The sequence below is a fragment of the Citrobacter braakii genome, assembly GCF_002075345.1.
GTDB classification, from domain to species: Bacteria; Pseudomonadota; Gammaproteobacteria; order Enterobacterales; family Enterobacteriaceae; genus Citrobacter; species Citrobacter braakii.
The window spans coordinates 72,093-98,875 of sequence record NZ_NAEW01000005.1 but is presented as its reverse complement, the minus strand read 5'-3'; the positions used below and the strand labels follow the sequence as shown (position 1 = coordinate 98,875).

The following is a 26,783-nucleotide window of genomic DNA, read 5'->3' as shown; positions in this document are numbered from 1 at the left end:
AGCTTTTTTACATTACACATCTATCGGAATGTAATGTTCACAGGTGATTATTTTATTTTTAAGATCCTCTTGGTTATAATGGAATATTTCAATATCATAGCCTGCCTTTCTTTTTAATTTACTCTCCGGCAACATCTTAAAATAAATATATCTTGAATAGAGTGGATAGTCCTCTTTCTTGAATCTGAATGAAAAACAGGCATACGTTCCCGAAGGACACTCATAACGATTATAGGCATTGGGCGAATGATGACTTTTATTACCAATGATGCTTTTAACTTTCAACCGCATCATTGAGTTTGGATTAGACGAGAAATCAGTTAATGCCCACACATTTTGTTTTGAACTAGTAAGTTGCTCAAATATTAGATTTAATCGATGCAGATGTGAGTCACTGGCAGGCGGGATTGGTGTGTCATAATTGTACTGAAATCCATGCACGGTATCAGCAGGTAAGGTACGTAGTTGCAATTCGCCGACAACAATATCACTGCGCAGTACAAACGACATTAACGGCGAAAGATCCCAACTGGGATTTTTACGGTATTCTGTGGGGGTATAACCGGTTAGTTTTTTGAATTCACGACAGAAAGATTGCTGAGAATCGAATCCCACCCGCACTGAGATATCGATAATATCCATATGATTAAGGCGTAACAAGCTTGCTGCTTTGGTTATCCGTCGTCTACGAATATAAAGCCCCACAGGCATATTTATTCGCTGTTTTAAAATATTCTGTATATGCCTGCGGCTGTATCCGGAAAACTGTGAAATGTCATCAATACCAATGCCTGAAACAAAATTATCTTCTATATAATACAATACATCATTTATAGTCTTTGACTTCAATGGCCCTCTCCTACCCCAATAAATAACGTAATAACAAAAAGCATCAATGCGTTTAACAATCAGGCAAAGAAATAGGCATGTATCGGGGCTATTATGTTTTATATCGTAGCGGAAGGTATCTCGTCAAATATCTTTTAATAAATATACAAGTCATTAAATCATCGACCAAAAAATTCTTAACATAAATATTATAAACACTGCATTAGTTTAAGAAATAATATTTATCGAAGAAACTATACTCAATGAAACAATTATCACTAACTGATCGGCGTTCCGATCAGATTAATGCCAGCAACAGAGATTAGCTATTATTTATGCGTATGACTATCGAATAATATTCCTGCGATTGAACACCTCACGGGGAAATGCCCAACGTGTCACACCGCGCCTTCACGGCGTCATGCAGCAGACGGACAGCCGTTGAAAGCTGCTTACGATGTGGGCAAATCATATTCAGCGGGGCTTTCTCGCCCAGGTAATCAGGCATCAGTAGCTGCAATCGTCCATCACGCACATCCTCGCTGACATCCAGCCACGACTTGTACGCGATGCCTTCTCCGACAATCGCCAGCCGTCGGATTACTTCAGCATCATCGCTCATAATGGTGCCGTTAACCTGCACACTGCTAACCTCGCCGTTATGCGTAAACGTCCAGCGATCGTGCAGGCGTCCGCGTAAAACGAAGGTCATGGCGTTGAGCTGTGTTAAATCATCCGGAGTTTGCGGCGCGCCGTTTTGCACAACCCATTCCGGTGATGCCACCAGCACGCGTCGGTTACCCGGTGCGACAGGCAGCGCAATGTAAGATGCGTCTTCGGTGTTGCCATAGCGAAACGCCACATCGACGGGGTCTTTAAAGACATCCGTCACCTGGTCGGAGAAAAAAATCCGCAGGCGCAGCGCGGGATAGCGGCGTCGAAACGACTGAAAGACCGGCAGCAGTAGGTTCCGACCGAGATCGGAAGGTACGGCGATTTGCAGCGTGCCTGAAACTTCATCTTCCGGGGTCTGAATTTTTTGCAGTCCGGCATGCATCACGTCCAGCATCTGGCGGGCATAGGGTAGCCAGACCTCACCTTCCGGCGTCAGGCGCAGACTGCGCGTGGAGCGGGCGAACAAGCGGATAGCCAGCGTAGACTCCAGGCGCTTAATAGCAGAACTGACCTGAGCAGGCTGAACGCCGACTTCGCGTGCGGCATCGCTAAAACTATTCAGCGCCGCGACGCGGACAAACAACGTGAGATCTTCAAGCCGGAACATTTTCACTCCCCGAGTATAAGTCCTGTCGCCGAAGGGCTATTTTTCCCGTTCTGCTACCGGTTTACCATCGAATTATTCAACAGATAGAAGGTTTATTAACCGGAGAGATTATGAAAGCCATCGCTATTACCCGCGCCGCAACCGACGGCAGTAATATTGAATTTTTACAAGAGATTGACCTGCCCATGCCCGTCGCCTCCGGGCACGATCTGCTGGTTGAAGTGAAGGCCATTTCCGTCAACCCCGTTGATACCAAGGTCCGCGAAGGTTTTAACGCTGATGTGCCCCGCGTGCTGGGTTGGGACGCCGTTGGCGTAGTGAAGTCCGTGGGTGAAGCAGTCACTCTGTTCGCTCCTGGCGATGAAGTCTGGTATGCCGGTGCGCTGGGTCGCGCTGGCAGTAACAGTGAATTTCAGCTGGTCGATGAACGTATTACCGCGCTGAAGCCGCAATCGCTGGACAACGCTTCTGCTGCGGCACTGCCGCTGACCGCCATCACCGCCTGGGAAATGCTGTTCGACCGCCTGGGCGTTGAGGAAAATGGCAATGAAAATGATGTGTTATTGATTGTTGGCGCTGCTGGCGGTGTCGGTTCTATCCTGACGCAACTGGCCAGTAAGCTGACCAAAATGACTGTCATCGGTACCGCTTCACGTCCACAGAGCCAGAAATGGGTACGTGAAGCAGGCGCTCATCATGTGATTGACCACAGCAAGCCGCTGATGGAAGAGCTGGCTCGGATAGGCATTAAAGAGGTGACGCACGTTGCCAGCCTGAACAATACCGAGCAGCACTACCCGCAAATTATTGCCGCCCTGGCGCCGCAGGGCAAACTGGCGCTGATTGACGATCCGCAAACCCTCGATGCACGTCCACTGAAGGCCAAAAGCATTTCGCTGCACTGGGAATTTATGTTTACCCGTTCGATGTTTACCACCCACGACATCATTGCGCAGCATCAGCTATTAACCCGCGTGGCACAGTTGATCGATGACAACACCATTCGCACCACGCTGGGCGAGCATTTTGGCGCAATCAACGCGGCGAATCTGCAAAAAGCGCACGCGCAAATTGAAACCGGTCGTTCAGTCGGCAAGATTGTGCTGGAGGGGTTTTAACATGTCTGATTCAGAAGTGATTTCAATTATTGCGGTACTGAAAGCCAGACCGGGGAAAATCGACGCACTGAAACAGGCGCTGCAGGCTCTGCTGCTGCCCACGCGCCAGGAGCCGGGCAATATTGAGTATGCCCTGTTCCAGTTGCGCGACACACCGGATGTCTTCTACGTTCGTGAATCCTGGCGCGGTCAGGCCGGTCTGGACGAGCATATCGCCCTGCCCCATTTCCAGACGTTTATTCTGCAAATGAACGAGCTGCTGGCCGAACCGCTACGACTGGATTATCTGACGCCGATTACGCCGTAAGATGACTGCCGAAGCCCCCTGCGGTGTGGGGGGCTGTGCCCGTCATGTCTCACTCGCTTCGCTATCTCTGCTATGATGCCTGCACACAAATAAAACAAAACAACATGCAGAGGGAAAGATGAGTTCCACCAGAAGAGGGATGATGAACGTCCTGATTGCCGCCGTATTATGGGGAAGTTCAGGCGTTTGCGCGCAGTACATCATGGAACAAAGCCAGATGTCGTCGCAGTTTCTGACCATGACGCGCCTGATTTTCGCGGGGCTCATTCTGCTGATGCTCTCTTTCGTGCACGGCGACAACGTGTTCTCCATTATCAAAAACCGCAAGGACGCCATCAGCCTGCTGATTTTTTCCGTGGTCGGGGCACTCACCGTACAGCTAACCTTCCTGCTGACCATCGAAAAATCCAACGCCGCCACCGCGACGGTGCTGCAATTTTTGTCACCGACCATTATCGTGGCGTGGTTCTCCGTGGTGCGCAAAGCGCGGCCGGGGATTTTAGTGATGACGGCGATCTTCACCTCGCTCATCGGCACCTTCTTACTGGTCACCCACGGTAACCCGACGTCGTTGTCTATCTCAGCTGCCGCGCTGTTTTGGGGAATAGCCTCGGCGTTTGCCGCCGCGTTCTATACCACCTACCCCTCAACGCTCATCGCGCGCTACGGCACGTTGCCGGTCGTCGGCTGGAGTATGTTAATCGGTGGAATGATCCTACTGCCGTTCTATGCCGGGCAGGGAACTCATTTCGTGGTGAATGGCAGTTTAATTCTGGCGTTTTTCTATCTGGTGGTCATCGGCACGTCGCTCACGTTTAGCCTGTACCTGAAAGGCGCGCAGATGATTGGCGGACCGAAAGCGAGCATTTTAAGCTGCGCGGAACCGTTGAGCAGTGCGTTGCTGTCCCTGCTGCTGTTAGGCATCACCTTTACCCTGCCAGACTGGCTGGGTACGCTTTTGATCCTCTCATCGGTCGTGCTTATCTCAATGGACTCACGTCGCCGCGCCAGAGCGGTTTAACCCCAACCGGCGCGGCAACGGGTGATGATTACCAGCCCGGAACTGCGCCGCCGTTAAAGATAGTTTCTGCCGCCTTCGCCACTTCCGGTGACTGATAAGATTGCAGGAATTCTTTCACATTCTCGGCATCTTTATTGTCTTCTCGCGCCACCAGAATGTTCACGTACGGTGAATTTTTGTCTTCGATAAATACGCTGTCATGTACCGGAGAAAGCCCGGTTTGCTGGATGTAGGTGGTACTGATAATCGCCACATCCACTTTTTGATCGTCCAGCACGCGCGGTAGCTGCGCCCCTTCCAGTTCCATAATTTTCAAATGTCGCGGATTATCCGTAATATCCAGCGCCGTTGGCAGCAGGCCGGTATCCGCTTTCAGAGTGATTAACTTCTCTTTTTGTAGCAGCAACAGCGCCCGCCCAAGGTTGGTCGGATCGTTAGGTATCGCAATCGTCGCACCGTCTTTTAGTTCAGCAACGGTTTTGATTTTCTTCGAATAACCCGCCATCGGGAACACAAAGGTATTGCCCACCGCTACTAGCTTATAGCCGTGCGCTTTATTATCTTGTTCAAGGAACGGACGATGCTGGAAGACGTTGGCATCCAGCTCACCATGATTAGTGGCATCGTTGGGCAGCAGAGAACCGCTAAACCCCACCAATTCCACCTCCAGGCCATATTTTTCTTTAGCGACTTTCTTCGCGACTTCCGCCACATCCTGCTCTGCGCCGTTAATCACGCCCACTTTAATATGCTTTGCATCATTGTTCTGCTGATCGCATCCTGCCAGCAATAATCCCGCCAGTAATAACGCCGCCCCAGCCCCGAAATAAGGTATTTTCAGTTTCACGTTTTATCCTTTTGCAATAACCGCCTGATGAGTAATGAAATGACTATAGCGGGAAGGCCGCTGCGGTTTAAAAAACGAAAAAGCATCAGCAAGAAGAAAAAAGCATAATGCGAAAAGGAAAATGAGTCGGAATGTGCCGTTAGGTCATCAAAGGAAAGCCCAGTAATAATTAGCACCAGTTCACGATCAATCCCCTTTTCAAGCATGGCTTGGGCTATCCGCAACGCTTCTTCCTGTTTGCCTTCAAGTCATCCCTTTTGCAGTCCTTCCGGTCATCAAAACGTTTTCGACAAATAATGGCGCGCGGAACCGGTTTCTGGAAAGTTATCGAGGGTCATTTGCAACTGATAGCCGTTTTTCTGATAAAACGGCAGCGCCTGGAAACTCATCGTGTCCACCAGCGCATGCAGGCATCCTCTCTCACGCGCCGTCTGTTCAGCGGCCTGCATCAACTTTGTGCCGTAACCGCCTTTACGCAGCGAGTCATGCATCCACAGGAAATCAATACACAGCCATTCGCCTTTGATTTTACCGATCAGCCCGCCCAGTATTTCATTGTGCTCATCGCGCCAGTACACCGCCAGGTCGCCAAAATTGGTGGTCCTCAGGAACTGGCGATTGTAGGCGCGCAGTCCAACAAGCAGAGCATTTTGATCGTCTTCAGTAATGGTATCTGTAATCTGTATTTGCATCCTATCCTCCTGAAAAACTAAAACTTCTGGCTGATTTTCTTTTTAGAAATTAACACAGGCTGATGAGTGAGGCGCATGCCGTCTACACTTACTCTTGAGATGATGCGCATCGACAACAAGGATTATTATCATGAAACAAGCCGTTTTACCGCTTATTGCCATTCTTTTCATGCTGCCGGGTTTGGCGCAGGCCGATTCGGCTTATGGCTCTCTACAGTCCGTTCATGAAAAAAACACCGTATTGAAGGATTTACGCAAGATTTGTACCCCGCAGGGGTCGCCATCGGATGAGGTGTGGGAAAAAACGATTATGGCTGATACCCGTAATCAGCAACACATCCGCGAAGCCATTCTGGCAATACAAAGAAACAATCAGAACAACTACTGGGAAGCGCTGGGCAAAGTTGAATGCCCGGATTTGTAACTATCGCATTGAAAAACGAGTGCTGTAACCGGTTTCTGTTTTGCAAAATCGCCTATTGTGTAGGGAAATGAAACACATCAAGGAGCAAGATAATGCGATACCGTTTTCCCGAAAACTTTTGGTGGGGCAGTGCCTGCTCGGCGCTGCAAACCGAAGGGGATAGTCTGAACGGCGGCAAAAGCCAGACGACATGGGACGTGTGGTTCGACCGCCAGCCTGGGCGTTTCCATCAGGGGGTTGGCCCGGCGAACACCTCGACCTTTTATCAGCACTGGAAACAGGACATCGCACTGCTCAAACAGCTGAAGCACAACAGCTTCCGCACTTCGATCAGTTGGTCACGACTGATCCCGGACGGTACTGGCGACGTCAACCCGCAGGCAGTTGATTTCTATAACAACGTCATCGATGAGCTGCTGGCGCAAGGCATTACGCCATTTATCACCCTGTTCCACTTCGATATGCCGATGGTGATGCAGGAGAAAGGTGGCTGGGAAAACCGTGATGTGGTTGAGGCGTTTGGTCGCTACGCACAAACCTGTTTTACCTTGTTCGGCAATCGGGTGAAGCACTGGTTCACCTTTAACGAACCGATTGTCCCGGTAGAAGGCGGCTATCTGTATGACTTCCATTACCCTAATGTGGTGGATTTCAAACGCGCGGCCACCGTGGCGTATCACACCGTACTGGCGCATTCCACGGCGGTGAGCGCGTACCACGCCGGAAGTTATGACGGTGAAATCGGTGTGATCCTGAATTTAACGCCCTCTTATCCGCGCTCACAACACCCGGCGGATGTAAAAGCTGCGCACCATGCGGATCTGCTGTTTAACCGCAGCTTCCTTGACCCGGTGCTAAAAGGTGAATATCCGGCGGATCTGATAGAGCTGCTAAAAGAGTACGATCAACTCCCAGCATGTCAGCCAGGCGACAGTCAGCTCATCGCCGATGGCAAAATCGACCTGCTCGGTATTAATTATTATCAGCCGCGCCGCGTGAAATGTCGTGATACTGCCGTCAATCCTGACGCGCCGTTTATGCCGGAGTGGCTGTTTGATTATTACGAAATGCCGGGGCGTAAAATGAACCCTTACCGTGGCTGGGAAATTTACGAGCCAGGTATTTACGATATTATTACTAATCTGCGTGATAACTACGGCAACCCGCGCTGTTTTATTTCTGAAAACGGCATGGGAGTCGAAAATGAGCAACGTTTTATTCAGCAGGACCAAATCAACGACAGCTACCGTATTGAATTTGTTTCCGCGCATCTTAAATGGCTACATAAAGGCATTAGCGAAGGGTGTAATTGTCTTGGCTACCATATGTGGACCTTTATTGATAACTGGTCCTGGCTCAACGGATATAAAAACCGCTACGGTTTTGTCCAGTTAGATGTAGATACGCAAAAACGTACGGTGAAGAAAAGCGGCGAATGGTTTGCCCATACCGCCGAAAACAAGGGTTTTGATTGATTCAGTCGTCAGATAGCGGTGTTGCCTGAAAGCTGCGCGCCATCAGGCAACAATCTCACTGTATTCTGACCTTCATCGTGACCAGAAGCGCCGTCAGCAGCATCAGGCTGCCGGAAAGCATCAGGGGCGAAAGCAGTCCGAGGTTATCGAGCGCATAGCCTCCCACCGCTGCCCCGCAGGTATTGGCAAGCTGGATCACGGCGACCTGGACGGATCCGGCTTTTTCTGCCTGATCGGCAAGCGATCGGGTGATCCACGTCGACCAGCCGACCGGAACCAACGCAAACGCCAGGCCCCAGATAATCGCAATACCTGCCGCCACAACTTTGTCGCTACCCCACAGGATCAGGACCAGCGCGCTAAGCGCCAGCACCAGCGGCGCACCGGCTAAGGCCAGTTTGACCGAGCGCTTCAGAACTACCGAGGAGAGCGATGTCCCGACAAAGCTGGCGATACCAAAACTCAGCAGCACCAACGTCAGGCCATCAACTTCAAAGCCTGCCAGATTCATATAGATCGGGCGAATATAGGTAAAGAAGGCGAACTGTCCGGCAAAGGACATAAAGATGGCAATCATCCCGGCCATCACCCCCGGGCGCTGCAGCAGGCTGAACATATTTTGTTTCTGATGCGAAGGTTCACCTGGCAACGACGGCAGCGCTCTCACCACCCAAATCGTGCACAGCACGCCCATTACCGCCGCCGCATTAAACACGTTGCGCCAGCCGATAATACCGCCCAAAAAACTCCCCAGCGGCGCGGCAATCACCAGCGCGACAGAGACCGCACCAAAAATCACCGACAGCGCTTTCGGTACCGTACGGGCGGGAACCAGACGCATGGTCAGCGACGCTGACATCGCCCAGAATCCGCCAAGCGCCAGACCGAGGCAGGCGCGGCCAATGAGCAGCAGTGAAAAAGAGTTGGCAAAGGAAACCAGCAGGCAAGAGAGCGTCAGCAGCACCGAAAACACGATCACCACGTAGCGACGATCGGTCGCCTGGATAATTTGCGTCACAAACAGGCTGGCGAACATGGCAACAAATGCCGTCACAGTCACCGATTGTCCGGCAACACCTTCAGAAATCCCCAGATCCTGCGCCATCGGCGTTAACAGGCTAACGGGCAGAAACTCAACGGTTATCAGGCAGGCAACGCAGAACGCCACGGCGAATACCGCCGACCAGTTCGGTCGGGCATTTGCCTCAGCGCGGGATTTTTGTTCAACAGCTTCACTCATTTTGTTACCTGCGTGGGGTTATTGCAGAAAAGTTACGCAGTGTAACACTAAATTTGTGACGCATTTAACGTTTTGGCAACTTTACCGCTGAATGTCGACGCGTCTTATTCGACCAGCGGCAGGGTCCCTTTGTCGGCCTGAGTCACGTAACGCCAACAGGCATGACTGTCAGTGCAGCCAGTGCACGCCATCTTCGGGCTGGAAAAAGGCGTTATAGCGCATCTGAAACGCATTAAACTCCTGCATATCCGGCTCTATCTCGCGCAGAAAACCGAGCGCCAGACGCACCTGTGCGTCAGTAATCGGCGTGGCCAATCGGGCTTTTTGCAGCCAACGGTGCCATTGCAGCAGATTCGACTCACTGCCGTCGACAATAACGATTTGCCAGATCAACAACACCTGGGCAGCATTTTGCAGATGCGATTCATCTGGGCGGTGGAGGTACTGTAAAAAAGCCTCACCCTGTACTTTTCCCATCTGATCGATCATCGACTCTACCGGCACAACATCAATATTCAGTCGCTCGCTCAGACGGCGAATTGCCCGTCGAGATCCGGACGTCAACACCCGAAAACCCACTACAAAAACAACGACCAATGTGGCCAGCATTATCCAAATCATGCGCACATCCATTACCAGACAGGATGCCCATCATAACGGCAAATTCCTCTCTGTCGACGACTGAACGTATCAACACGATTCAGGATGGTTCCGCGACATAAAAAAGCCCGCCATCCAGGCGGGCAAAAGTTACCAATGCACACTTAACTTAAGCGACTTTCAATTGTTGAATTTTTTTCTCGCGGCGAATTTTACGTTCTTCAAACACGGCCACGATGGCCATCAGGCAGATACAACCGATGGCGGCGGTATCCAGCGCGGCGAACGTGCCCGCCCAGCCGGTCAGACCGAAAATCGGCGTGCCGTCGGCAATCATCCCCAGACCCAGCTTGGCGAAGCTGTCACCAATCAGATATGCGAAGGTGCCTTTAATCCCATCGGCTGCGCCGATCGCTTTTTTCGGTACGAATCCGACGGCTGCAACGCCGATTAACAGCTGAGGACCAAACACCAGGAAGCCCAGCGCAAACAGCGAAGCCAGATAGACATACTGGTTGCTGGCGTGCTGATAAACGCCCAGGGTCGCGATAATCAACGCCAGCGCCACGCAGGCTACCAGCGCACGACGACCGTTAGCCAGGTCAGAGAGCCAACCCCACAGTAACGTGCCGACCAACGCGCCCACTTCAAACAGGGTAAAGCCCTGAATCGCCACCTCTTTGGAGAGCTTCAGCTCCTGGAAAGCGTAGACAGTGGACCACTGGTCGATACCGATGCGCACCACGTACAGGAAAATGTTGGAGAAGCACAGCAGCCAGATCACTTTGTTTTTCAGCACGTACTCAACAAAGATCTGCCATTTGGTCATCTCATTTTCTTCAGTCTCTTTGTCCTCTTCGCTTATCTCCTCGCCGAACAGCTCTTCAGCTTTACCGAGGCCATAAGACTCCGGGGAGTCGCTGCCGTAGCGCAGGCCGATAAAGCCGACAATCAGGGCGATAATCGACGGGAAGATAAACATACCAATGACGTGACCGTCGAACAGATAGTTGGCGCCAAACAGCGCCACGCCAGCTGCACCCGCACCACCGAGGTTATGGGAGATATTCCACATACCGAGGTAAGAACCCCGCTTGCGACGCGGCGTCCATTTGGTGATGGTGGAATAGCTACACGAGCCACCGGTACTCTGGAAAAAACCGCTCAGCGCGTAGAAGGCGATCATCAGGAACAGGCTGGTTGAACCCGCCCCCATGCTGGCGCTGAAGCCGAGCATACAGATGGCGGAGAGGATCAGCATAAACGGCAGGAACTGCTTGGTATTTTTGCCGTCGGCATAGTAGGAAACCAGCGTTTTACCCACGCCGTAGGTGATGGAGAAGCCCAGGCCAATCATTCCCAGCTGCGTCATGCTCAGCCCGTAGGTGGAGATCATGTCGTTCTGCGCGATGTTGAAGTTTTTGCGGATCAGATACATGGTCAGGTAGCCAATAAAGACTACCAGATAGGACTGCATGAACGGTTTGAACCACATTTTGCGCCGCACATCGAGCGGCAGATCCAGGGTCGGCTTGCGTACCTGGTTTAGAAAGGCCAGCATTTGACACTCCCGAGCTAATTTTTATACCTGCGAATGGCAGGCATTGTAAAAATCAGCCGGGAGACGCGCCTGAGACAGCGTCCAGGTGAAACCGGGAAAATTTCTTAGTTTTACCCTACTCGGGGCAAAAAGGTGAGGTGCATCACGCTTCGTTGAGTTCGCGTGGAGCCTGGGCGTTCAAAAACGGCAGCAGCAGCAGCGCGGAAATCCCCGCCGCAATGGCGATCACCACAAAGAATCCGGTCCAGTGCCAGACCTCCATCACCTTCGCCAGCGGCCAGCCGGAAAGCGATGCCCCCAGATAGGCAAACAGCCCGACAAATCCGGTTGCCGCGCCCGCTGCCTCTTTGTGCGAGCACTCCGCCGCCGCCATGCCGATCAGCATTTGCGGGCCGAAGACGAAGAATCCGGTGGTGAAGAAGCACGCCGCCTGCATCACGTAACTGGCGAACGGCATCAGCCACAACGAGCCCACGGAGAGCAAAATTCCGGCAGCGAAAATCAGGTTCATTGGACCGCGGTTGCCGTTAAACAGTTTGTCCGAGCCCCAGCCTGCGACCAGCGCGCCGATGAATCCGCCCAATTCGAACATGGTCACAGCGGTATTGGCGGTCACCAGATCCACGCCGAGCGTCTCCGACATATACAGATTGCCCCAGTCGTTGATGGCAGCGCGGACGACGTACACCAGCACGTAACACAGCGACAGCAGCCAGATATAGGGATTCAGCAATACATAGCGGGTGAGGATCTCTTTACGGCTCAGCCCTGCGCCTTCCTGCTGCTGGGCGATTTCCAGCTCATCATGGCGCCAGTCGCCAATCGGCGGCAGACCAATCGCCTGCGGCCTGTCGCGCAGCCGCCAGCAGAGAAAAATCCCCACCACAATCGCCAACAGCCCAGCGATCATCATCCCGGCACGCCAGCCGTAGTGCAGCGCCGTCGCCGCCATCACGATAGGGATCAGCGCCCCGCCAACATTGTGCGCAGTATTCCACAGCGCCCACCAGCCTCCGCGTTCGGTACGCGAATACCACGCGGTCAATAAACGCGCGCAGACCGGCGATCCCCAGCCCTGGAAAAAGGCGTTCAGCGCCCAGAGCACCGCAAAAGCCCAGAGCGAGGTGGAGAAGCCAAACAGAATGTTCACCACGCCGGTGGCGATAAGCCCAAACCCCATAAAATAACGGGCGTTGGAACGGTCACTGACGATACCGGAAACAAACTTCGACAGGCCGTAGGTGATGTAAAACAGCGTCGCCAACAGACCAATGTCGCTGCGGGTCAGCACGCCGCTGGTGAGGATATCCGGTACGGCGGCGTTGAAGCTCTTGCGTGTGAAATAGAACAGCGCGTAGCCGAGCCAGATAGTGGTCAGAATATGCCGCCGCCAGTAGCGGTAGAGGGCATCCACTTCACGCTTATCGGTGATGAGCGGCGCGCTGACTGGGGATTTTAAAAACGAAAACATGACCGCTCCTTACACATAACGCTGGGGTAACGACACGCTGACCCGCGTGCCGTGCGTACAGGAAATCGAGAGCGATCCCCCGAGGGCGGTAATACGTTCACGCATCCCGGTGAGGCCAAATCCCTGCTGATTCGACCCCGGCGGCAGGCCGCTGCCGTCGTCCTCAATCACCAGCATCAGCCGTTCATCCTGCTGCCAGCCCTGAAGCGTCACCGCGCTGGCGTTGGCGTGCTTAACGATGTTGTTCAGCCCTTCCTGACAGACGCGAAACAGCGTCACCCGCTGACTTTCGCTGAGTGCAGATTCGTCAATTCGCCAGTCAAGGTGGCTGACAATGCCACGGCTTTCCAGCTCCATTTCACGCATCAATGAGCGGATCGCTTGTTCCAGCGTGAGATCATCCAACTGGCGCGGACGCAGACGACCCAACAGACGACGCACCGAATCGTACACGCCAAGAGAAAGTTGTTCGATATGCGCCCCGCTGCGCTTCACCCCTGCGTTTTCCGGTGCCAGCCGCTGGACAATGCCCGCCTGGGTGCGAATGGCGGTGATGGTCTGACCGATATCATCGTGCAGTTCGCGCGCCACATCCCGGCGCACGCTCTCTTCGGTCTCCAGCAGGCGTTCAGCCAGACGGTGGTTGCGCGCTAATTCGTTTTGCAGCGACTGGTTAAGCTCGCGCAGACGCTGGATCCCCGCGCCGAGCAGCAGCCCGGTCAGGCTTTGCACCAGCAGGGAGAGCAACAGGTCGACGGGATGATCGTGCCAGGTCTGGCTGGCAATCAGCGCAATGGCGTTCATTAACGTGGCAATCAGTGCCCCCTGCCAGCCGTAGTGCCAGGCGAGCGCAATGATCGGCAGCGCGAGGCAAAACGGCGTGAAGCGCGACAGTTCATCGGGCAGGCCAAGCTGCAACCACAGGCTGACGCTAAACAGCAGCAGATACCAGACCAGATGCCGCCCGCGCCAGTTCACCGGCTGAGACACCACCGCCGGACCCAGCGGCAACCAGGTGGTGCTGGTAAGATAGTGCCAGAAAACCAGACAGATCGGAGCCAGCGTTAATCCACCGGTGAGCGTCAGCAGTAGGGCATTCCACGCCTCTTCGCCTTGCCCAAGCCAGGGCAGCGATTGCAGCAACGCCGCCGCCGTCAGCGCCGCGCCCTGCAACAGCAGCGTGCGCCAGTCGCGCTGATGGCGGTAGCGCGAAATCAGCATCACCGGGAGTAACGTGAGGAAGCTCCCGATCATCAAAAGTGGCAAGTGAGCCAGCGCCACTTCCTGCGCCAGCCAGAAAAGAAGCAGCCATTCCGCACCCAGCAGCACCGGCCAGTAGCCGCGTGGACATTGCAGCATCAGCCCCAGACGCAGGCCAAACGGAAACAGCAGTACCGCCAGCTCCGGGCGCTCAACCAGGTGCAGGCTGATACTCCACAAGCAGAACCACGCGGCAGAGAAGATAAAGAAGCAGGCAACAACGGTGATTAACCGGGAACAGAGCGTGTTCATTGCCAGCCGTCAAACATCCGGCGGGCCAGTTCGACATCGTTGCTAACGCCCAGTTTTTCCATCAGGTTAGCGCGATGCACGTGCACCGTTTTCGGCGACAGGCCCAGTTCGGCGGCAATCTCTTTTACCGCCATGCCTTGCGCCAGTTTCTCCGCCACCTGACGTTCGCGTTTGGTCAGCGGATCCTGACGACCAGCCGCCAGTTTGACGGCGATATCCGGCGTCAAATAGCAGCCGCCGGTCGCCACGGTATGCACCGCCGCGATCAGCTCATCAGGACTACAGCGTTTAGAAAGGAAACCACGCGCGCCCGCGTTGAGCGCCTGCTCCACCAGCGCGGGGCTGTCGTGGACGGAGAGCATGATAATCGCCATCCCTTTTGGCAACTGGCTTAACAGTTCAAGACCGGAGATATCAGGCATCGAGATATCACAGATACATACCTGCACGCCACGTCCCGGTAATCCCACCAGCGCCTCACTGCCTGAGCCGAACTCAGCCACAACCTGCAAATCAGGTTCCAGCCCCAGCAACTGGGCAAAGCCGGAGCGGACGATAGTGTGGTCGTCAATAAGGGCAACGGTGATCATGGGTTCTGTCCTGGGGGATAAAAAACGTGCTTACCTTAACGATATACACTTTATCCTTCAAGCAGCCTCTGCGTTGGCTTGGTCTGCTCACCCGAGTCACTGACTTGAGTAAGCTTCTGAGGTGAGCAGACTTGCCGCCTTATGCAGCTTGAAGGATTTTGTGTTCCGACGCGCTGCTGTTTAAGCCTTGAGCGATCAGGCGATGCCAGTTGTGACGGTAAATGTGCGGGTGTGCTGCGGTTCTAGCTGAATCAACGTGCCTTTTCGCTGCGCCGCCAGGAAGCCTTCAGGGCGACAGGTCGCAGGTAGGGCGAAGGCTGCCACCTGTTGATCGCCGTTATAGAGGATCCAACGGGTGACATAATTCAGCTCCGCGCTGGAGAAACGCGTCACGAACGTGGTGCCATCAGGTGCGATCATGCGAAATTCAGGCTTATCCGTGTATCGGTCCAGTTGGTCAGCGAAGAAAACGATTTCCGGATCGTAAAAATCGGGCTCGTTGAGGCGCCCCAGCGAGGTCTCGCCCTGGATGATCCGCTGATTAAACGCCAGCCACTGCTCGGTAGGCTTAACATGCGCGGGTACCGACTCACGCAACTTCATGGCTTCATCCGGGATATTCTGGCTGAAGGTCGCTTCCGGTACGTAGGCATAGTTCATATGGCACATATACTGTAAAGGCATTGCCACTGAGGCGAGGTTGGTGACCGCCATCTGAATATCAAACAGCGCACTCGCTTTGCGCATAACCACCGCAGGATGCGCCTGATAATGATGACCGAACCCCATCACATACTCGTAGCGTCCGCTCACGCGCAAATTCTCTCCCTCCAGCTCCAGCCAGGCCTCATCCATCGCGGCACAGGCCATTTCGCCATGCAACGGGTGAGAATCTTCCGGCGAAGGGCAGCCATTAGCCAATATACCCGAGTGGAAAGCAAAGCAGCCGTAAGTCGCTACCACTTCCGCAGCCGGTTTTGGCTGACTGAACATGTTGCGCATGGTCAGTTCATGCCCGTCAAACTGAGCATCCCAGATCATCTGCCCCATCCAGGGCAGAATAACCAGATGTCCACGACTGTTTTCTACCTTCAGCCCTTCCACACCGCTGGCGTAACGAAATGCGGTAACCGTGAAGTCGCTATTCTTCAGTAAGATTCGCGGATGCTCTGCAAAGAGTTCCCGCCACAGCGTGATACGTGTTGTCATGATCGCTCTCCTCAGGAAACAGTCGCTTCAGCCAGGTTATTGCGCACTTTGCTTTCACGCCAGAAGTAGATACCGACGTACACGAAGCACAACATGGAGACCAGGAACGAGAGTTGTAGCGAGTGGAACATATCGGCCACATAGCCCTGAATTGCCGGAACCACCGCTGCACCAACAATCGCCATGACAATGACTGCTCCCGCCATTTCAGTATGTTCGTTATCCACGGTATCTAGCGTACCGGCATAGATTGTCGCCCAGCAGGGTCCAAACAGGACGCTCACCAGTACGGCAACGTACACGGCGCTGAAGCTTGGCGCCAGCGCAACATAGACCAGAAACAGTGCGCCAATGATGGAGTAGAGGATCAGCACTTTTTCCGGATTGAAGCGTGTCATCAAGATGTTGGCGATAAACTTGCCGATAAAGAAGCAGGCAAAGCTATAGACCATGAAGGTTGAGGCGTCGCGCTCGTTGATATCACCCAATTCCAGCGCCAGACGGATGGTAAATGACCACACCGCGACCTGCATCCCCACGTACAGGAACTGCGCCACAATCCCACGGCGGAAACGGGCATTGCTGGCCAGATAACGCAGCGTATCCATCGCTGACGGACGTTTATGACTCGCCGTTTGCGCGACTTTACAGGTCGGGAAGCGGGTCAGCAGGAACAACACCATCACCACAACCAGCACCATAATCATGTACTTGTAAGGCTCAAGGGTATTTTCCAACATCAACACTTTAAAGTTGTGGATCTGCTCCGCGTTCATCCCAGCCATCTGTTTTTCCAGACTCTCGCCTTCAGAGAAGACCAGATATTTACCCAGCAGAATACCGGCGGCTGCACCAATGGGGTAAAAGGTCTGGCTGATGTTCAGGCGCAGGGTGGCATACGCTTTTGGGCCAATCATGGAGCTGTAGGTGTTGGCTGCAGTTTCCAGGAAGCTCAGGCCAATCGCAATCGCAAAAATTGCCGCGAGGAACATGGTGTAGGTGGCCATGTGCGATGCCGGGAAAAAGAGCGTACAGCCAACAATATAAAGGGTCAGTCCCATTAAGATGGCGATTTTATAACTGGTCTTTTTAATCACCAAAGATGCCGGAATCGCAATTAAAAAATAACCGCCATAAAAGGCACTCTGAACTAATGCCGAAGCAAAGTTGCTGAGTGAAAATACGCTTTTGAATTGCGTAATCAGAATATCATTTAATGCGGCTGCGCATCCCCATAAAGGGAATAAACAGGATAACAAAATAAACTGGAACAGAGGCGTCTTATTCAGATAGCCGTCGGGCATCTGAATGATGTTTTTATCGTTCATAGTGCTACCTTTTACAATGCAGGAGTATTATTCGTTTAAGGTAAGAAACTCATTAAATTGTTCGATGCTTGGATAAGATGATTGAGTGCCTTTCCCGGTAACGCTGAATGCAGCGAAGAGAGCGGCTTTTTTCATGGCGGCTTCGACATCACCGCTTTGAACGTAATAGTGGGCAAAACAACCGATGAAAGCGTCACCTGCGCCACTGGTATCGACAGCGTTCACTTTAAACGCCGGGACATGGACTTCCTGGTCACGCGTCATCCACAGAGCACCTTTCTCCCCCATGGTGACGATAATATTGTTCAGACCTTTATCGACCAAAGAACGTGCCGCGGCGCGAATATGGTCATAGGTATCCACCGGCATACCGGTTAATATTTCGAGCTCGGTTTCATTTGGCACGAAGAAATCGCATTTACAGGCATAAGACATATCTAATTCCCGTAATGCAGGGGCGGGATTTAATAACACTTCAATACCGTGTTTTTTACCGAATTCAATCGCGTGATAAACCGTTTCCAACTGTACTTCCAGCTGCAGGACAATAAGTTGACACTTTTTCAGATCTTCCGCTGCGCGATCGATATCTTCCGGGGAGAGAAACTTGTTGGCGCCTTTAATAATCAGAATGCTGTTGCTGGAGTTTGCATTAACAAAGATCGGTGCAACGCCGCTGCTGGTGCAGGGTACCTTTTCGACATAGGTCGTATTAATCCCCCAGGATTCGAGATTACGAATGGTGTTATCCGCAAAAATATCATCACCGACTTTCGTCAGCATCAGCACTTTGGAATTGAGCTTAGCAGCCGCAACGGCCTGATTTGCCCCTTTACCGCCACAACCAATTTTAAAGGCGGGTGCTTCCAGCGTTTCCCCTTCTTTGGGCATCTGGTTGATGTAGGTGATGAGATCCACCATGTTGGAGCCAATAACCGCGATATCCATTTTACTACCTCTCAGAAACAATCACACAACAATGATATTAAAATAACATTATCATGTTACTTTCGTATCATTTGTGACTAGGATCGCGATTGGAGGATCATTTTATTGTTTATTTATTATGCTAAATGTTGCATCTCTATCACACTCAAAATGATTAACTTGCTTACAATTGACTGAAAACTCGCTGCTTATAATCAATAAAACGTGTAAAAACACGCTTTTATTTCCCAATGGTCAGACGTATAGTAATGCAGCAATATCATGTTCCCAGAAACACATAAATGTTACTGAAGGAACATGAAAACATGATTCGTGGAGAGTGTGCATGGAAACCAAGCAAAAAGAACGTATTCGACGTCTGATGGAATTGTTGAAGAAGACCGACAGAATCCATCTGAAAGAGGCGGCGCGCATGCTGGAGGTTTCCGTGATGACCATCCGTCGGGATCTCAGCCAGGATGACGAACCATTGCCGCTTACGCTACTCGGTGGTTACATCGTGATGGTGAACAAGCCCGCCACCCTCGTTAACGCTCCGCTCCCCGTGCAAAAGCAGTATCATCGCGACGATTTACCGGTTGCCATTCTGGCCGCGGGACTGGTCAGTGAAAACGATCTGGTCTTTTTTGATAATGGTGCGGAAATGCCATTAGTCGTCAGCATGATCCCGGACGATATTACCTTTACCGGAATTTGCTACTCACACCGGGTATTCGTGGCGCTAAATGAAAAACCCAACGCCACGGTGATTCTTTGCGGGGGCACCTATCGGGCGAAAAGTGATGCCTTTTACGACACCAGCAATCCCTCTCCGCTGGATGCGCTCAACCCACGAAAAGTGTTTATCTCTGCCAGCGGAGTCCATGAGCATTTCGGCGTTAGCTGGTTCAATCCGGACGATCTGGCCACCAAACGCAAAGCGATGGAACGCGGATTGCGCAAAATTCTGCTGACGCGCCACGCCCTGTTTGATGAGGTTGCTCCCGCCAGCATTGGCCCGCTTTCCACTTTTGACGTACTGATAAGCGATCGCCCGTTGCCGGCAGATTACGCAACCCACTGCCGGAACGGCTCTGTCAAAGTCATCACCCCGGATTCAGACGGCGACTAACTCACTCAAAGAAAACCGTGATTTTGTTAAACATCGACGGGTCGGACTGGTTGCGGGCCACTTTCACCACATCTTCCAGCTTGTCGATCTGGCTTATCATCTGCTCAAGACGCTGATCGTCATTGACCAGTAGCCAGATGCGGCTCTTGTCGCTGTCCTGAATCGGTAGACAGAGAATGCCTTCCACGTTGAACGCGCGGCGGGCAAACAGCCCGCAGACGTGGGTCATTACGCCCGGATGGTTGCGTACGGTGAGTTCCAGGATTACGTTGTCATGAGTCTGCTGTTGCATGGCTTATTCCCCCACCATTTCTGTGTTTGCCGCACCCGGCGGCACCATCGGGTACACTTTTTCTTCGGCATCGATGCGCACGTGGATCAGCGCAGGTCCAGGGCGATTAATAATCTCCTGCAACGCTGCCTGTGGATCCGCTTCGTTATTCAAATCGCAGGTTTCGAGGCCAAACCCGGCGGCTATCTGCATAAAGTTAATCATCCCCGGATATGTCGCTGCAAAAACGCCCTGCTTATAGAACAAACTCTGCTGCTGATACACCAGACCCAACGCTTCGTTATTCATCAGGATGATTTTAATATCCAGCTGATTTTCGCTGGCCGTCGCCATTTCCTGAATATTCATCATCAGGCTACCGTCGCCGGAGAAGCACAGCACCTTTTTGTCCGGGTTGACCAGCGCTGCGCCAATTGCCGCCGGCAGGCCAAAGCCCATGGTTCCCAGACCGCCGGAGGTCAGCCACTGACGCGGACGGTTCAGCGGGTAAGCCTGTGCGGCCCACATCTGATGCTGACCTACGTCGGTGGTGATAATGGCATTGTCATCCACGCAGGCCGCTACGGCGTTGATCAGCCCATAGTGGCTGAGCGGGTCGCTTTCCTGCGGAATGCTGCAGGGGAATTCGCGTTGTAAATCGGCCACCATTTGATGCCACAACTCTCGCGGCTGCGCGTCAATTAATGGGATCAGTTGCGCCAAAACCTCATCGACATCCGCCTGAATCGCCACATGTGGCTGTTTGATTTTACCCAGCTCCGCGCGGTCGATATCCACATGGATGATTTTGGCGTTCGGACAGAACTGCTCGGTTTTACCAATAGCCCGGTCATCAAAACGTGCGCCCAGAACAATCAATAAGTCCGCTTCTTGCAGAATAAAGTTAGTGCTGCGCGCGCCGTGCATACCTAACATGCCTAACGACAGCGGATGCGCTTTCGGCAACATACCGAGCGCCATTAAGGTCATGGTGGTGGGCAGCATGGCTTTTTCTGCCAGTTCACGAACCCGCTCAGGCGCGTTAATCACGCCGCCGCCGAGATACAGCACCGGACGCTGTGCGGCGTTAATCATGGCTGCGGCATCGCGAATGCTGTCCTGGCTGAACGCCGGTGCCGCCATTTTCTGCGCGGGCTCCGGCATCTCTTCAATCTCAAAAACGGCGGTTTGAATATCCTTAGGAATGTCTATCCACACCGGGCCCGGACGGCCGGACTGCGCAATGCGGAACGCATCGCTCATGACCTGCGGTAATTCACTGATATGGCGGACCAGATAGTTGTGCTTGGTGATGGGGATAGAGATGCCGTAGGTATCGACTTCCTGGAAGGCGTCAGTCCCGATCATTGAGGCCGGAACCTGCCCGGTGATACACACCAGCGGGATAGAATCCAGCCGCGCGTCGGCAATGGCGGTCACCAGGTTGGTCGCGCCCGGTCCGCTGCAGGCCATACAGACGGCGGGTTTACCATCGGTTCTCGCCATCCCCTGCGCGATAAACCCCGCGCCCTGCTCGTGGCGCGCCAGGATATGACGGATTTGCGTGCTTTGGCTCAAGGCGTCATAGACGGGAAGAATCGATCCGCCAGGAATACCGGTGACCACCTGAATCCCCTGGCGTTCCATGAAATGAACGATGAATTCTGCGCCCGTAAAACGCGTACGCTTGGATGTTATGCCCGAACTTGCCATGCTCCAGTCCTTTTATTCTGGGCCTTTGCTTCGGGCAGGTCTCTTAAACGAAAAACCCCGCCCGGTTTGCGCCGGCGGGGTTTTGGAATCGTGTGTTGATCCGGACCCTACGGCGCATTGCCGACGACCACCACCACACGCACGACGACCGCTGCGCGAGATGGCGCAGTTTTTAGTAGGGTCGCAGTCAGCATGGAAGGGTTCATTAGGGACCTGTCTGTTTGTTGATTAACTGGATTTATACAAACACAGGTTTTTCAGCGTGACAATGGAAAAATTTTCATCTGCATAAAAATGCGTCAACGATCACATTTCGCTGTGCAGAGTCGGAAAACAAAAAACCCCGCCGGAGCGAGGTTTTTTTCAGCGCTGTGCGGTTGGTAGCCGCCGAACACACTGTGTTATGTCAACGGAAAAAGTATACGCGTTCTGCGAAGAACACGCAATTTCGGCACGAATTTTGATGGTTTTGAGTATGGAACATGAATGGCACAATGTCCACAAAATACTGTTAATTTATACAGTGTATATCTATAATGTCTCGGTACGCAATGTGTTATGCGGGGGCCGCATCGTAAACCGGCGCATCAAAGTCCTGGCTGAAACGGGTGGTGCCGTCAGCGCCTTAACCCCCGTGTGAGCACACTGTGTTATGTCAACAAAGGTGCTGGCAACAGGCAGCGGCGAGGTACGTCAGCACCGTGCTCCTTGTACCAAAAGGAGAGCGTATGAGCCTCGTGGATATCGCTATTCTTATCCTCAAACTCATTGTTGCAGCACTGCAACTACTTGATGCCGTTCTGAAATACGTTAAGTAATTCGGATTCAAGTCGCACCTAAGGGGAGCGGGTAACACTCCGCTCCCCTTTCACCTTCTCCCTGGTGCTTGTCTCGCGCCAATATGTTACGTTTTTATGACATTCTCAGGGAAGAACGCCACCATGACGCTTTCTGTTTTCTGCATTTTGCTGTTCGCCGCACTGCTGCACGCCAGTTGGAATGCCATTGTTAAAGCTGGAAACGATAAACTGTACTCGGCGATTGGCGTCAGCGGCTCCGCGGCGATTATGGCACTGATCTGCTTACCCTTCGCGCCTCAGCCTTCCACCGCCAGCCTGCCGTTTTTGGCCATCTCAACCGCGTTGCAAGTGGTGTATACGGTCCTGGTCGCCAAAACCTATCAGGTTTCGGATATGAGTCAGACCTATCCTCTGATGCGTGGGACAGCACCGCTGCTGGTTGCGATTATCAGCGTCTTGTTCCTTGGCGATAGCCTGTCTGTGTTTGCCTGGGTGGGGATTGCTACGATCTGTCTGGCCATTCTCGGCATGGCATTTAACGGACGCAGCAGCTCACAACGCGGGATCGTACTGGCGCTCATTAACGCCTGCTTTATCGCCGGCTACACGCTGGTTGATGGCACCGGCGTACGCTTATCAGAAACCGCGCTCGGTTATACGCTGTGGACCTTCTTTCTGAACGGTTCCTGTCTGCTGGGCTGGGCGATGATCGCCCGGCGCCGGGAAGCGTCACGCTATCTGGTACAGCAGTGGAAGAAAGGTATTCTGGGCGGGATTGGCACGATGGGTTCTTACGGTCTGGCGCTGTGGGCCATGACCCAGGCTCCGTTGGCGGTGGTCGCAGCGCTGCGTGAAACCTCCATTCTGTTTGGCGCTCTGCTCGCCTGGCTGCTGCTGAAAGAAAAGGTTGCCGGAATACGCCTTGTCGCGGCCGCCGGTATTGCCGTAGGCGCTGTCTTACTTCGCTTGTCATGATCGCGCCGTAAAGCCGATGCAATCCGGCAACATTTGTTGCCGCTTTTTGTTTACATTTCCTGCCGTTCATCGCGTAAACATTCCAGCCCACTATCTGGCCTTCTTTTTCTGTTGTGGTAGATTCCACGCGCATTTATGGGAAAGTACAGCACCTTATTCTTATTTTTTCTCTTTTTTAAAAGTAATCAGCGAAATGAAAAGGCATAGAAGCGTCAATTTGTTGTTGATGTTGGTATTACTGGTGGCGGTAGGTCAGATGGCGCAAACCATTTATATCCCCGCGATTGCTGATATGGCGCGTGAACTGAACGTTCGCGAAGGAGCGGTGCAAAGCGTAATGGCCGCCTACCTGCTGACCTACGGCCTGTCACAACTGTTTTACGGCCCACTTTCCGATCGCGTTGGCCGCCGTCCGGTGATCCTCGCCGGAATGTCTATTTTTATGCTGGCCACGCTGGTCGCGATTACCACTCACAGCCTGACGGTACTGATTATCGCCAGTGCAATCCAGGGCATGGGCACAGGCGTCGGCGGTGTAATGGCGCGAACCTTACCGCGCGATCTGTACGAAGGCACGCAGCTGCGCCACGCGAATAGTTTGTTAAACATGGGGATTCTGGTGAGTCCGCTGCTGGCCCCGCTGATTGGCGGCATGCTGGATACCCTGTGGAACTGGCGCGCCTGTTACATTTTCCTGCTGGTTCTGTGCGCGGGCGTCACGTTTAGCATGGCGCGCTGGATGCCGGAAACGCGTCCTGCGGGCGCACCGCGTCCACGCCTTATCGCCAGCTATAAAACGCTGTTTGGTAACAGTTCTTTCACCTGTTACGTGCTGATGCTGATCGGCGGCCTGGCGGGCGTTGCGGTCTTCGAGGCCTGCTCCGGGGTATTGTTGGGCGCAAGGCTCGGTTTAAGCAGCATGGTGGTCAGTATCCTGTTTATTCTGCCCATCCCGGCGGCATTTTTCGGCGCCTGGTTCGCCGGTCGCCCGAATAAGCGTTTCTCGACGCTGATGTGGCAGTCGGTTATCTGCTGTCTGGTAGCCGGTTTAATGATGTGGATCCCGGGCCTGTTTGACGTGATGAACGTCTGGACGCTGCTGGTTCCCGCCGCACTATTTTTCTTCGGTGCCGGGATGCTGTTTCCGCTGGCAACCAGTGGCGCAATGGAGCCTTTCCCATTCCTGGCAGGCACTGCCGGTGCGCTGGTTGGGGGATTACAGAATATTGGTTCCGGAGTGCTGGCGTGGTTCTCTGCAATGCTGCCGCAGACCGGGCAAGCCAGTTTGGGCCTGCTGATGACCCTTATGGGACTGTTGATTTTTGTTTGCTGGCTTCCGCTGGCGTCACGCGTGTCGCATCAGGGGCAGGCGGTTTAAGCGTATGATGGCCCGGCTTATCGCCGGGCTTTTCGCATTCAGGCGCGATCATCGTCGTCAGTAACGGCTCCAGCGCCGGACGCCAGGCGCCTTCCTCGCCATCATAAAACTGCGTATCCGCATTGATAGCATAGGGAATTTTCGCTTTTTTCAGTTCGCACGCCATAAAGCGGGCAAACGCCATTTGCGAGGCAGAAGGCGCGTTCCTGATGGTTTCTCCTGGCGACCACCCTCCCACCCAACTGACATGACCCGTTTTCTGCTGCCAATGAATGGCGGTATTGATACGAGCGCGAATAGCGGCCTTTTCTGCCGCTGTGCCTGAGGTCCACGGATATTTACCGTTATTTTTCAGCGGCCCCCACGGAAAAATATGCCATTGAGCCAGCACGGTATTCTGACTTTGCGGCGGCAGTTTCAGGTCAGGCAAATCTTCCGGCGCGGCGCGTAGTCGCGGCGCGATAAAAATCATCCGCTGCGGGTCGATGGCATGGACAGTACGAATGGTTTTGTCATACACCCGATTGAGCGATACCTGATTATGGTTGAGCTTATCAGAGGGTTCGTATATCAGGTCGAAACCCAGCAACGGCGAGCTTTGACCAAAGTAATGCGCCACCGCCACCCACCAGTTAACCACCTCTTTTTCGTTACCGGTACTGGGATCTTTTTTATATTCGTCAGCCTGATAGGCAATTATCGGGATCACGCCATACTGCTCGCAGGCTTCCACCAGCTTGCGCAGATGTATAAGCCGCGCCTCCGTAGGCTCTCCCGCTACGCGAATGCGCACGTGGGTTAACCCTTTCGCCTTGTAATCCCGCACCACCAGCGGATCGAATTCACGAATACCCCGATCGGTGCGCGCCCAGTCTACGTCCATCCCAACGCCAAGCTGCTGCGCATACTGCGCCGCGGTCAGCACAGGTTGCGCGGCACACACGGTGGCGCTGGCTAACAGTAAAAGGAAAACTATCGGCTTTAACACGGTCGTCCTTACGCAAATCATCAGGAGTGATATCACGTATTTAGCATGCTTTTTCACTTTGCGTGTAGCGAGAAAGCGTAAAAAATATTCGCGGCCCGCTTATTTAACCTGTTCCTGAAGCCAGCGAATAAACGCCTCGATTTTCGGCCACTGTCTGCCAGGAAGGGTAGTGATGTAGTAGTGCTGATGGCATTTCAGTGCCATATCGCCAAAAGGCGCAACCAGCTCTCCGCTGTCGAGGCGTTTTTGCACCAGCCGCTTTCGGCCCATCGCCACGCCGATATGATTCATCGCCGCAATCACCGCCAAATCAGAACGATCGAAACCAATTCCCGACGATGTCGGCAGATTCACCGAAAAATGCTGCGCCCAACTGTGCCATTCATCGGTCCCGGAGTCGTTACTCCACGCCTGTCTGTCATGCAGCAACGTACAGTGCGGTAAATTCACCAGCGAACCGGTAAGGTCATGGCGGCGAGCGTAGTCCGGGCTGCATACCGGCAGGATCTCTTCATCCATCAGGAAGTGGTGCGTGAGCTGCGCGGAGGGCGCGTCGTCAAAATAGATGGCCAGATCGACCCCGGCACGCTGCAGATTGACGTTGTCGTTCCCGGTCAGCATGGTCAGCGAAATCGACGGATAGCGACGGGTAAAGTCGCCGAGCGCCGGAACCAGCCAGCACTGAGCGATAGAAGGCCGTGAGTAGACGGTGAGGGTCCCGGACAACTCCTGATTTTTAATATCAAGGATTTCCTGATTCAGCGTATCCAGCGATGATTTCAGCGCCCAGAACACGCGCTTGCCCTCGTGGGTGAGTTCCACTTTACGATGCGAACGAACAAACAGCTGAATACCCAGCTCATCTTCCAGCTGATTAATGCGATGGCTGACAGCGCTGGGGCTTAATGACAGCTCATCTGCCGCCAGCGCAAACGACTGATGTCGGGCCGCCACTTCAAAGGTATACAGCTTTGACAACTGCCAGCCGTTGAGCAGCCGATTTCTGACCTCGCGTAAGGGATCCATGTTCACCTCCTGTCCTCCTGATTCATTCGCCGGAGTGTAAAAAAGTTCGCTGCAAAAATCAGCACAAA

The 26,783-nt window shown here is 53.2% G+C and carries 27 protein-coding genes and 1 pseudogene; 9 read left to right on the top strand and 19 right to left on the bottom strand.

The features are described 5' to 3' along the window. Window positions 1-12: 12 nt before the first annotated feature. Together BZK42_RS12585 and BZK42_RS12580 are read right to left on the bottom strand one after the other, a co-directional pair. Window positions 13-849: a helix-turn-helix domain-containing protein gene (locus BZK42_RS12585; protein ID WP_080859256.1), complete on the bottom strand. Its 837-nt coding sequence runs from the start codon at window positions 847-849 to the stop codon at window positions 13-15. Window positions 850-1,204: 355 nt separating this feature from the next. Further along, window positions 1,205-2,110 (bottom strand): LysR family transcriptional regulator, encoded by a 906-nt coding sequence (locus BZK42_RS12580; protein WP_080859255.1) that lies wholly within the window; start codon window positions 2,108-2,110, stop codon window positions 1,205-1,207. 110 nt (window positions 2,111-2,220) lie between these two features. Between BZK42_RS12580 and BZK42_RS12575 the strand changes: the two genes are divergently transcribed. The 3 genes from BZK42_RS12575 (at window position 2,221) to BZK42_RS12565 (ending at window position 4,556) form a co-directional block, all read left to right on the top strand. Further along, window positions 2,221-3,228: a zinc-binding alcohol dehydrogenase family protein gene (locus BZK42_RS12575; protein WP_016155033.1), complete on the top strand. Its 1,008-nt coding sequence runs from the start codon at window positions 2,221-2,223 to the stop codon at window positions 3,226-3,228. 1 nt (window position 3,229) lies between these two features. Then, window positions 3,230-3,535 carry a putative quinol monooxygenase gene (locus BZK42_RS12570; RefSeq protein WP_016157793.1) on the top strand — a complete coding sequence of 102 codons (306 nt, stop codon included), beginning with the start codon at window positions 3,230-3,232 and terminating at the stop codon, window positions 3,533-3,535. 118 nt (window positions 3,536-3,653) lie between these two features. Next, the gene (locus BZK42_RS12565; RefSeq protein ID WP_080859254.1) at window positions 3,654-4,556 is read left to right on the top strand and encodes a carboxylate/amino acid/amine transporter; all 903 of its coding nucleotides are present in this window, start codon (window positions 3,654-3,656) and stop codon (window positions 4,554-4,556) included. Between the two features lie 28 nt (window positions 4,557-4,584). On the opposite strand, the gene nlpA is transcribed toward BZK42_RS12565, so the two are convergent. The 3 genes and pseudogenes from nlpA to BZK42_RS12550 form a co-directional block, all read right to left on the bottom strand. Next, window positions 4,585-5,403 (bottom strand): lipoprotein NlpA, encoded by an 819-nt coding sequence (nlpA, locus tag BZK42_RS12560; RefSeq protein WP_016157795.1) that lies wholly within the window; start codon window positions 5,401-5,403, stop codon window positions 4,585-4,587. A 128-nt stretch (window positions 5,404-5,531) separates the two neighbouring features. Then, window positions 5,532-5,648: pseudogene (locus BZK42_RS29285) on the bottom strand (ISNCY family transposase); the annotation flags it as partial. A gap of 30 nt (window positions 5,649-5,678) precedes the next feature. Beyond that, window positions 5,679-6,095: a GNAT family N-acetyltransferase gene (locus tag BZK42_RS12550; RefSeq protein WP_016155037.1), complete on the bottom strand. Its 417-nt coding sequence runs from the start codon at window positions 6,093-6,095 to the stop codon at window positions 5,679-5,681. 130 nt (window positions 6,096-6,225) lie between these two features. Between BZK42_RS12550 and BZK42_RS12545 the strand changes: the two genes are divergently transcribed. Together BZK42_RS12545 and BZK42_RS12540 are read left to right on the top strand one after the other, a co-directional pair. Further along, window positions 6,226-6,519 (top strand): YicS family protein, encoded by a 294-nt coding sequence (locus BZK42_RS12545; RefSeq protein ID WP_019078023.1) that lies wholly within the window; start codon window positions 6,226-6,228, stop codon window positions 6,517-6,519. Window positions 6,520-6,611: 92 nt separating this feature from the next. Further along, the gene (locus BZK42_RS12540; RefSeq protein WP_080859253.1) at window positions 6,612-7,994 is read left to right on the top strand and encodes a glycoside hydrolase family 1 protein; all 1,383 of its coding nucleotides are present in this window, start codon (window positions 6,612-6,614) and stop codon (window positions 7,992-7,994) included. Window positions 7,995-8,049: 55 nt separating this feature from the next. On the opposite strand, the gene nepI is transcribed toward BZK42_RS12540, so the two are convergent. The 9 genes from nepI to rbsK form a co-directional block, all read right to left on the bottom strand. Further along, a complete protein-coding gene (nepI, locus tag BZK42_RS12535) occupies window positions 8,050-9,234 on the bottom strand; it encodes a purine ribonucleoside efflux pump NepI (protein WP_016155040.1) in 1,185 nt (394 codons plus the stop codon). 168 nt (window positions 9,235-9,402) lie between these two features. Then, window positions 9,403-9,855: a DUF1198 family protein gene (locus tag BZK42_RS12530; RefSeq protein ID WP_016157801.1), complete on the bottom strand. Its 453-nt coding sequence runs from the start codon at window positions 9,853-9,855 to the stop codon at window positions 9,403-9,405. A 148-nt stretch (window positions 9,856-10,003) separates the two neighbouring features. Beyond that, complete coding sequence (gene uhpT, locus BZK42_RS12525; protein ID WP_003023929.1) at window positions 10,004-11,395, bottom strand: hexose-6-phosphate:phosphate antiporter UhpT; 1,392 nt, start codon at window positions 11,393-11,395, stop codon at window positions 10,004-10,006. A gap of 142 nt (window positions 11,396-11,537) precedes the next feature. Continuing rightward, entirely contained in the window at window positions 11,538-12,866 is a 1,329-nt protein-coding gene (gene uhpC, locus BZK42_RS12520) for an MFS transporter (RefSeq protein ID WP_046276191.1), read from the bottom strand. A 9-nt stretch (window positions 12,867-12,875) separates the two neighbouring features. Then, window positions 12,876-14,378, bottom strand: coding sequence for a signal transduction histidine-protein kinase/phosphatase UhpB (gene uhpB / locus BZK42_RS12515; RefSeq protein WP_016157802.1), 1,503 nt, complete (start codon window positions 14,376-14,378; stop codon window positions 12,876-12,878). Continuing rightward, window positions 14,375-14,968 (bottom strand): response regulator transcription factor UhpA, encoded by a 594-nt coding sequence (gene uhpA / locus BZK42_RS12510; protein ID WP_016157803.1) that lies wholly within the window; start codon window positions 14,966-14,968, stop codon window positions 14,375-14,377. The genes uhpB and uhpA overlap by 4 nt, the downstream gene beginning before the upstream one ends. A gap of 195 nt (window positions 14,969-15,163) precedes the next feature. Further along, window positions 15,164-16,177: an aldose 1-epimerase family protein gene (locus BZK42_RS12505; RefSeq protein WP_019078019.1), complete on the bottom strand. Its 1,014-nt coding sequence runs from the start codon at window positions 16,175-16,177 to the stop codon at window positions 15,164-15,166. Between the two features lie 11 nt (window positions 16,178-16,188). Then, complete coding sequence (gene fucP, locus BZK42_RS12500) at window positions 16,189-17,505, bottom strand: L-fucose:H+ symporter permease (RefSeq protein ID WP_003023919.1); 1,317 nt, start codon at window positions 17,503-17,505, stop codon at window positions 16,189-16,191. Window positions 17,506-17,532: 27 nt separating this feature from the next. Continuing rightward, entirely contained in the window at window positions 17,533-18,453 is a 921-nt protein-coding gene (gene rbsK, locus BZK42_RS12495) for a ribokinase (RefSeq protein ID WP_003827124.1), read from the bottom strand. 325 nt (window positions 18,454-18,778) lie between these two features. Between rbsK and BZK42_RS12490 the strand changes: the two genes are divergently transcribed. Then, on the top strand, window positions 18,779-19,564 hold the full coding sequence (locus BZK42_RS12490) for a DeoR family transcriptional regulator (protein WP_016157805.1): 786 nt from the start codon (window positions 18,779-18,781) through the stop codon (window positions 19,562-19,564). Between the two features lies 1 nt (window position 19,565). On the opposite strand, the gene ilvN is transcribed toward BZK42_RS12490, so the two are convergent. The 3 genes from ilvN to ivbL form a co-directional block, all read right to left on the bottom strand. Further along, complete coding sequence (ilvN, locus tag BZK42_RS12485) at window positions 19,566-19,856, bottom strand: acetolactate synthase small subunit (RefSeq protein WP_003023914.1); 291 nt, start codon at window positions 19,854-19,856, stop codon at window positions 19,566-19,568. Window positions 19,857-19,859: 3 nt separating this feature from the next. Continuing rightward, entirely contained in the window at window positions 19,860-21,548 is a 1,689-nt protein-coding gene (gene ilvB / locus BZK42_RS12480; protein WP_080859252.1) for an acetolactate synthase large subunit, read from the bottom strand. Between the two features lie 107 nt (window positions 21,549-21,655). Continuing rightward, window positions 21,656-21,754, bottom strand: coding sequence for an ilvB operon leader peptide IvbL (gene ivbL / locus BZK42_RS12475; RefSeq protein ID WP_003827118.1), 99 nt, complete (start codon window positions 21,752-21,754; stop codon window positions 21,656-21,658). Window positions 21,755-22,276: 522 nt separating this feature from the next. On the opposite strand from ivbL, the gene tisB reads away from it, so the two are divergent. The 3 genes from tisB to emrD all read left to right on the top strand — a co-directional run bounded on the left by tisB (window position 22,277) and on the right by emrD (window position 24,701). After that, entirely contained in the window at window positions 22,277-22,366 is a 90-nt protein-coding gene (gene tisB / locus BZK42_RS12470) for a type I toxin-antitoxin system toxin TisB (protein ID WP_003023909.1), read from the top strand. Between the two features lie 123 nt (window positions 22,367-22,489). Then, entirely contained in the window at window positions 22,490-23,323 is an 834-nt protein-coding gene (locus BZK42_RS12465) for a DMT family transporter (RefSeq protein ID WP_049042671.1), read from the top strand. 193 nt (window positions 23,324-23,516) lie between these two features. Further along, on the top strand, window positions 23,517-24,701 hold the full coding sequence (gene emrD / locus BZK42_RS12460; protein ID WP_075848952.1) for a multidrug efflux MFS transporter EmrD: 1,185 nt from the start codon (window positions 23,517-23,519) through the stop codon (window positions 24,699-24,701). Here emrD and BZK42_RS12455 read toward each other — a convergent pair. Together BZK42_RS12455 and dsdC are read right to left on the bottom strand one after the other, a co-directional pair. Continuing rightward, the gene (locus BZK42_RS12455; protein ID WP_080859251.1) at window positions 24,628-25,710 is read right to left on the bottom strand and encodes a cellulase family glycosylhydrolase; all 1,083 of its coding nucleotides are present in this window, start codon (window positions 25,708-25,710) and stop codon (window positions 24,628-24,630) included. The genes emrD and BZK42_RS12455 overlap by 74 nt on opposite strands. A 78-nt stretch (window positions 25,711-25,788) precedes the next feature. Further along, on the bottom strand, window positions 25,789-26,715 hold the full coding sequence (gene dsdC / locus BZK42_RS12450) for a DNA-binding transcriptional regulator DsdC (protein WP_016155054.1): 927 nt from the start codon (window positions 26,713-26,715) through the stop codon (window positions 25,789-25,791). Between the last annotated feature and the right edge of the window lie 68 nt (window positions 26,716-26,783).

Excerpts from the sequence above, each read along its gene's own strand:
- BZK42_RS12580 (WP_080859255.1), bottom strand. The coding sequence starts at position 2,110 with ATGTTCCGGCTTGAAGATCTCACGTTGTTTGTCCGCGTCGCGGCGCTG.
- BZK42_RS12575 (WP_016155033.1), top strand. The coding sequence starts at position 2,221 with ATGAAAGCCATCGCTATTACCCGCGCCGCAACCGACGGCAGTAATATT.
- BZK42_RS12570 (WP_016157793.1), top strand. The coding sequence starts at position 3,230 with ATGTCTGATTCAGAAGTGATTTCAATTATTGCGGTACTGAAAGCCAGA.
- BZK42_RS12565 (WP_080859254.1), top strand. The coding sequence starts at position 3,654 with ATGAGTTCCACCAGAAGAGGGATGATGAACGTCCTGATTGCCGCCGTA.
- BZK42_RS12550 (WP_016155037.1), bottom strand. The coding sequence starts at position 6,095 with ATGCAAATACAGATTACAGATACCATTACTGAAGACGATCAAAATGCT.
- BZK42_RS12545 (WP_019078023.1), top strand. The coding sequence starts at position 6,226 with ATGAAACAAGCCGTTTTACCGCTTATTGCCATTCTTTTCATGCTGCCG.
- BZK42_RS12540 (WP_080859253.1), top strand. The coding sequence starts at position 6,612 with ATGCGATACCGTTTTCCCGAAAACTTTTGGTGGGGCAGTGCCTGCTCG.
- nepI (WP_016155040.1), bottom strand. The coding sequence starts at position 9,234 with ATGAGTGAAGCTGTTGAACAAAAATCCCGCGCTGAGGCAAATGCCCGA.
- BZK42_RS12530 (WP_016157801.1), bottom strand. The coding sequence starts at position 9,855 with ATGATTTGGATAATGCTGGCCACATTGGTCGTTGTTTTTGTAGTGGGT.
- uhpT (WP_003023929.1), bottom strand. The coding sequence starts at position 11,395 with ATGCTGGCCTTTCTAAACCAGGTACGCAAGCCGACCCTGGATCTGCCG.
- uhpC (WP_046276191.1), bottom strand. The coding sequence starts at position 12,866 with ATGTTTTCGTTTTTAAAATCCCCAGTCAGCGCGCCGCTCATCACCGAT.
- uhpB (WP_016157802.1), bottom strand. The coding sequence starts at position 14,378 with ATGAACACGCTCTGTTCCCGGTTAATCACCGTTGTTGCCTGCTTCTTT.
- uhpA (WP_016157803.1), bottom strand. The coding sequence starts at position 14,968 with ATGATCACCGTTGCCCTTATTGACGACCACACTATCGTCCGCTCCGGC.
- BZK42_RS12505 (WP_019078019.1), bottom strand. The coding sequence starts at position 16,177 with ATGACAACACGTATCACGCTGTGGCGGGAACTCTTTGCAGAGCATCCG.
- fucP (WP_003023919.1), bottom strand. The coding sequence starts at position 17,505 with ATGAACGATAAAAACATCATTCAGATGCCCGACGGCTATCTGAATAAG.
- rbsK (WP_003827124.1), bottom strand. The coding sequence starts at position 18,453 with ATGGATATCGCGGTTATTGGCTCCAACATGGTGGATCTCATCACCTAC.
- BZK42_RS12490 (WP_016157805.1), top strand. The coding sequence starts at position 18,779 with ATGGAAACCAAGCAAAAAGAACGTATTCGACGTCTGATGGAATTGTTG.
- ilvN (WP_003023914.1), bottom strand. The coding sequence starts at position 19,856 with ATGCAACAGCAGACTCATGACAACGTAATCCTGGAACTCACCGTACGC.
- ilvB (WP_080859252.1), bottom strand. The coding sequence starts at position 21,548 with ATGGCAAGTTCGGGCATAACATCCAAGCGTACGCGTTTTACGGGCGCA.
- ivbL (WP_003827118.1), bottom strand. The coding sequence starts at position 21,754 with ATGAACCCTTCCATGCTGACTGCGACCCTACTAAAAACTGCGCCATCT.
- tisB (WP_003023909.1), top strand. The coding sequence starts at position 22,277 with ATGAGCCTCGTGGATATCGCTATTCTTATCCTCAAACTCATTGTTGCA.
- BZK42_RS12465 (WP_049042671.1), top strand. The coding sequence starts at position 22,490 with ATGACGCTTTCTGTTTTCTGCATTTTGCTGTTCGCCGCACTGCTGCAC.
- emrD (WP_075848952.1), top strand. The coding sequence starts at position 23,517 with ATGAAAAGGCATAGAAGCGTCAATTTGTTGTTGATGTTGGTATTACTG.
- BZK42_RS12455 (WP_080859251.1), bottom strand. The coding sequence starts at position 25,710 with ATGATTTGCGTAAGGACGACCGTGTTAAAGCCGATAGTTTTCCTTTTA.
- dsdC (WP_016155054.1), bottom strand. The coding sequence starts at position 26,715 with ATGGATCCCTTACGCGAGGTCAGAAATCGGCTGCTCAACGGCTGGCAG.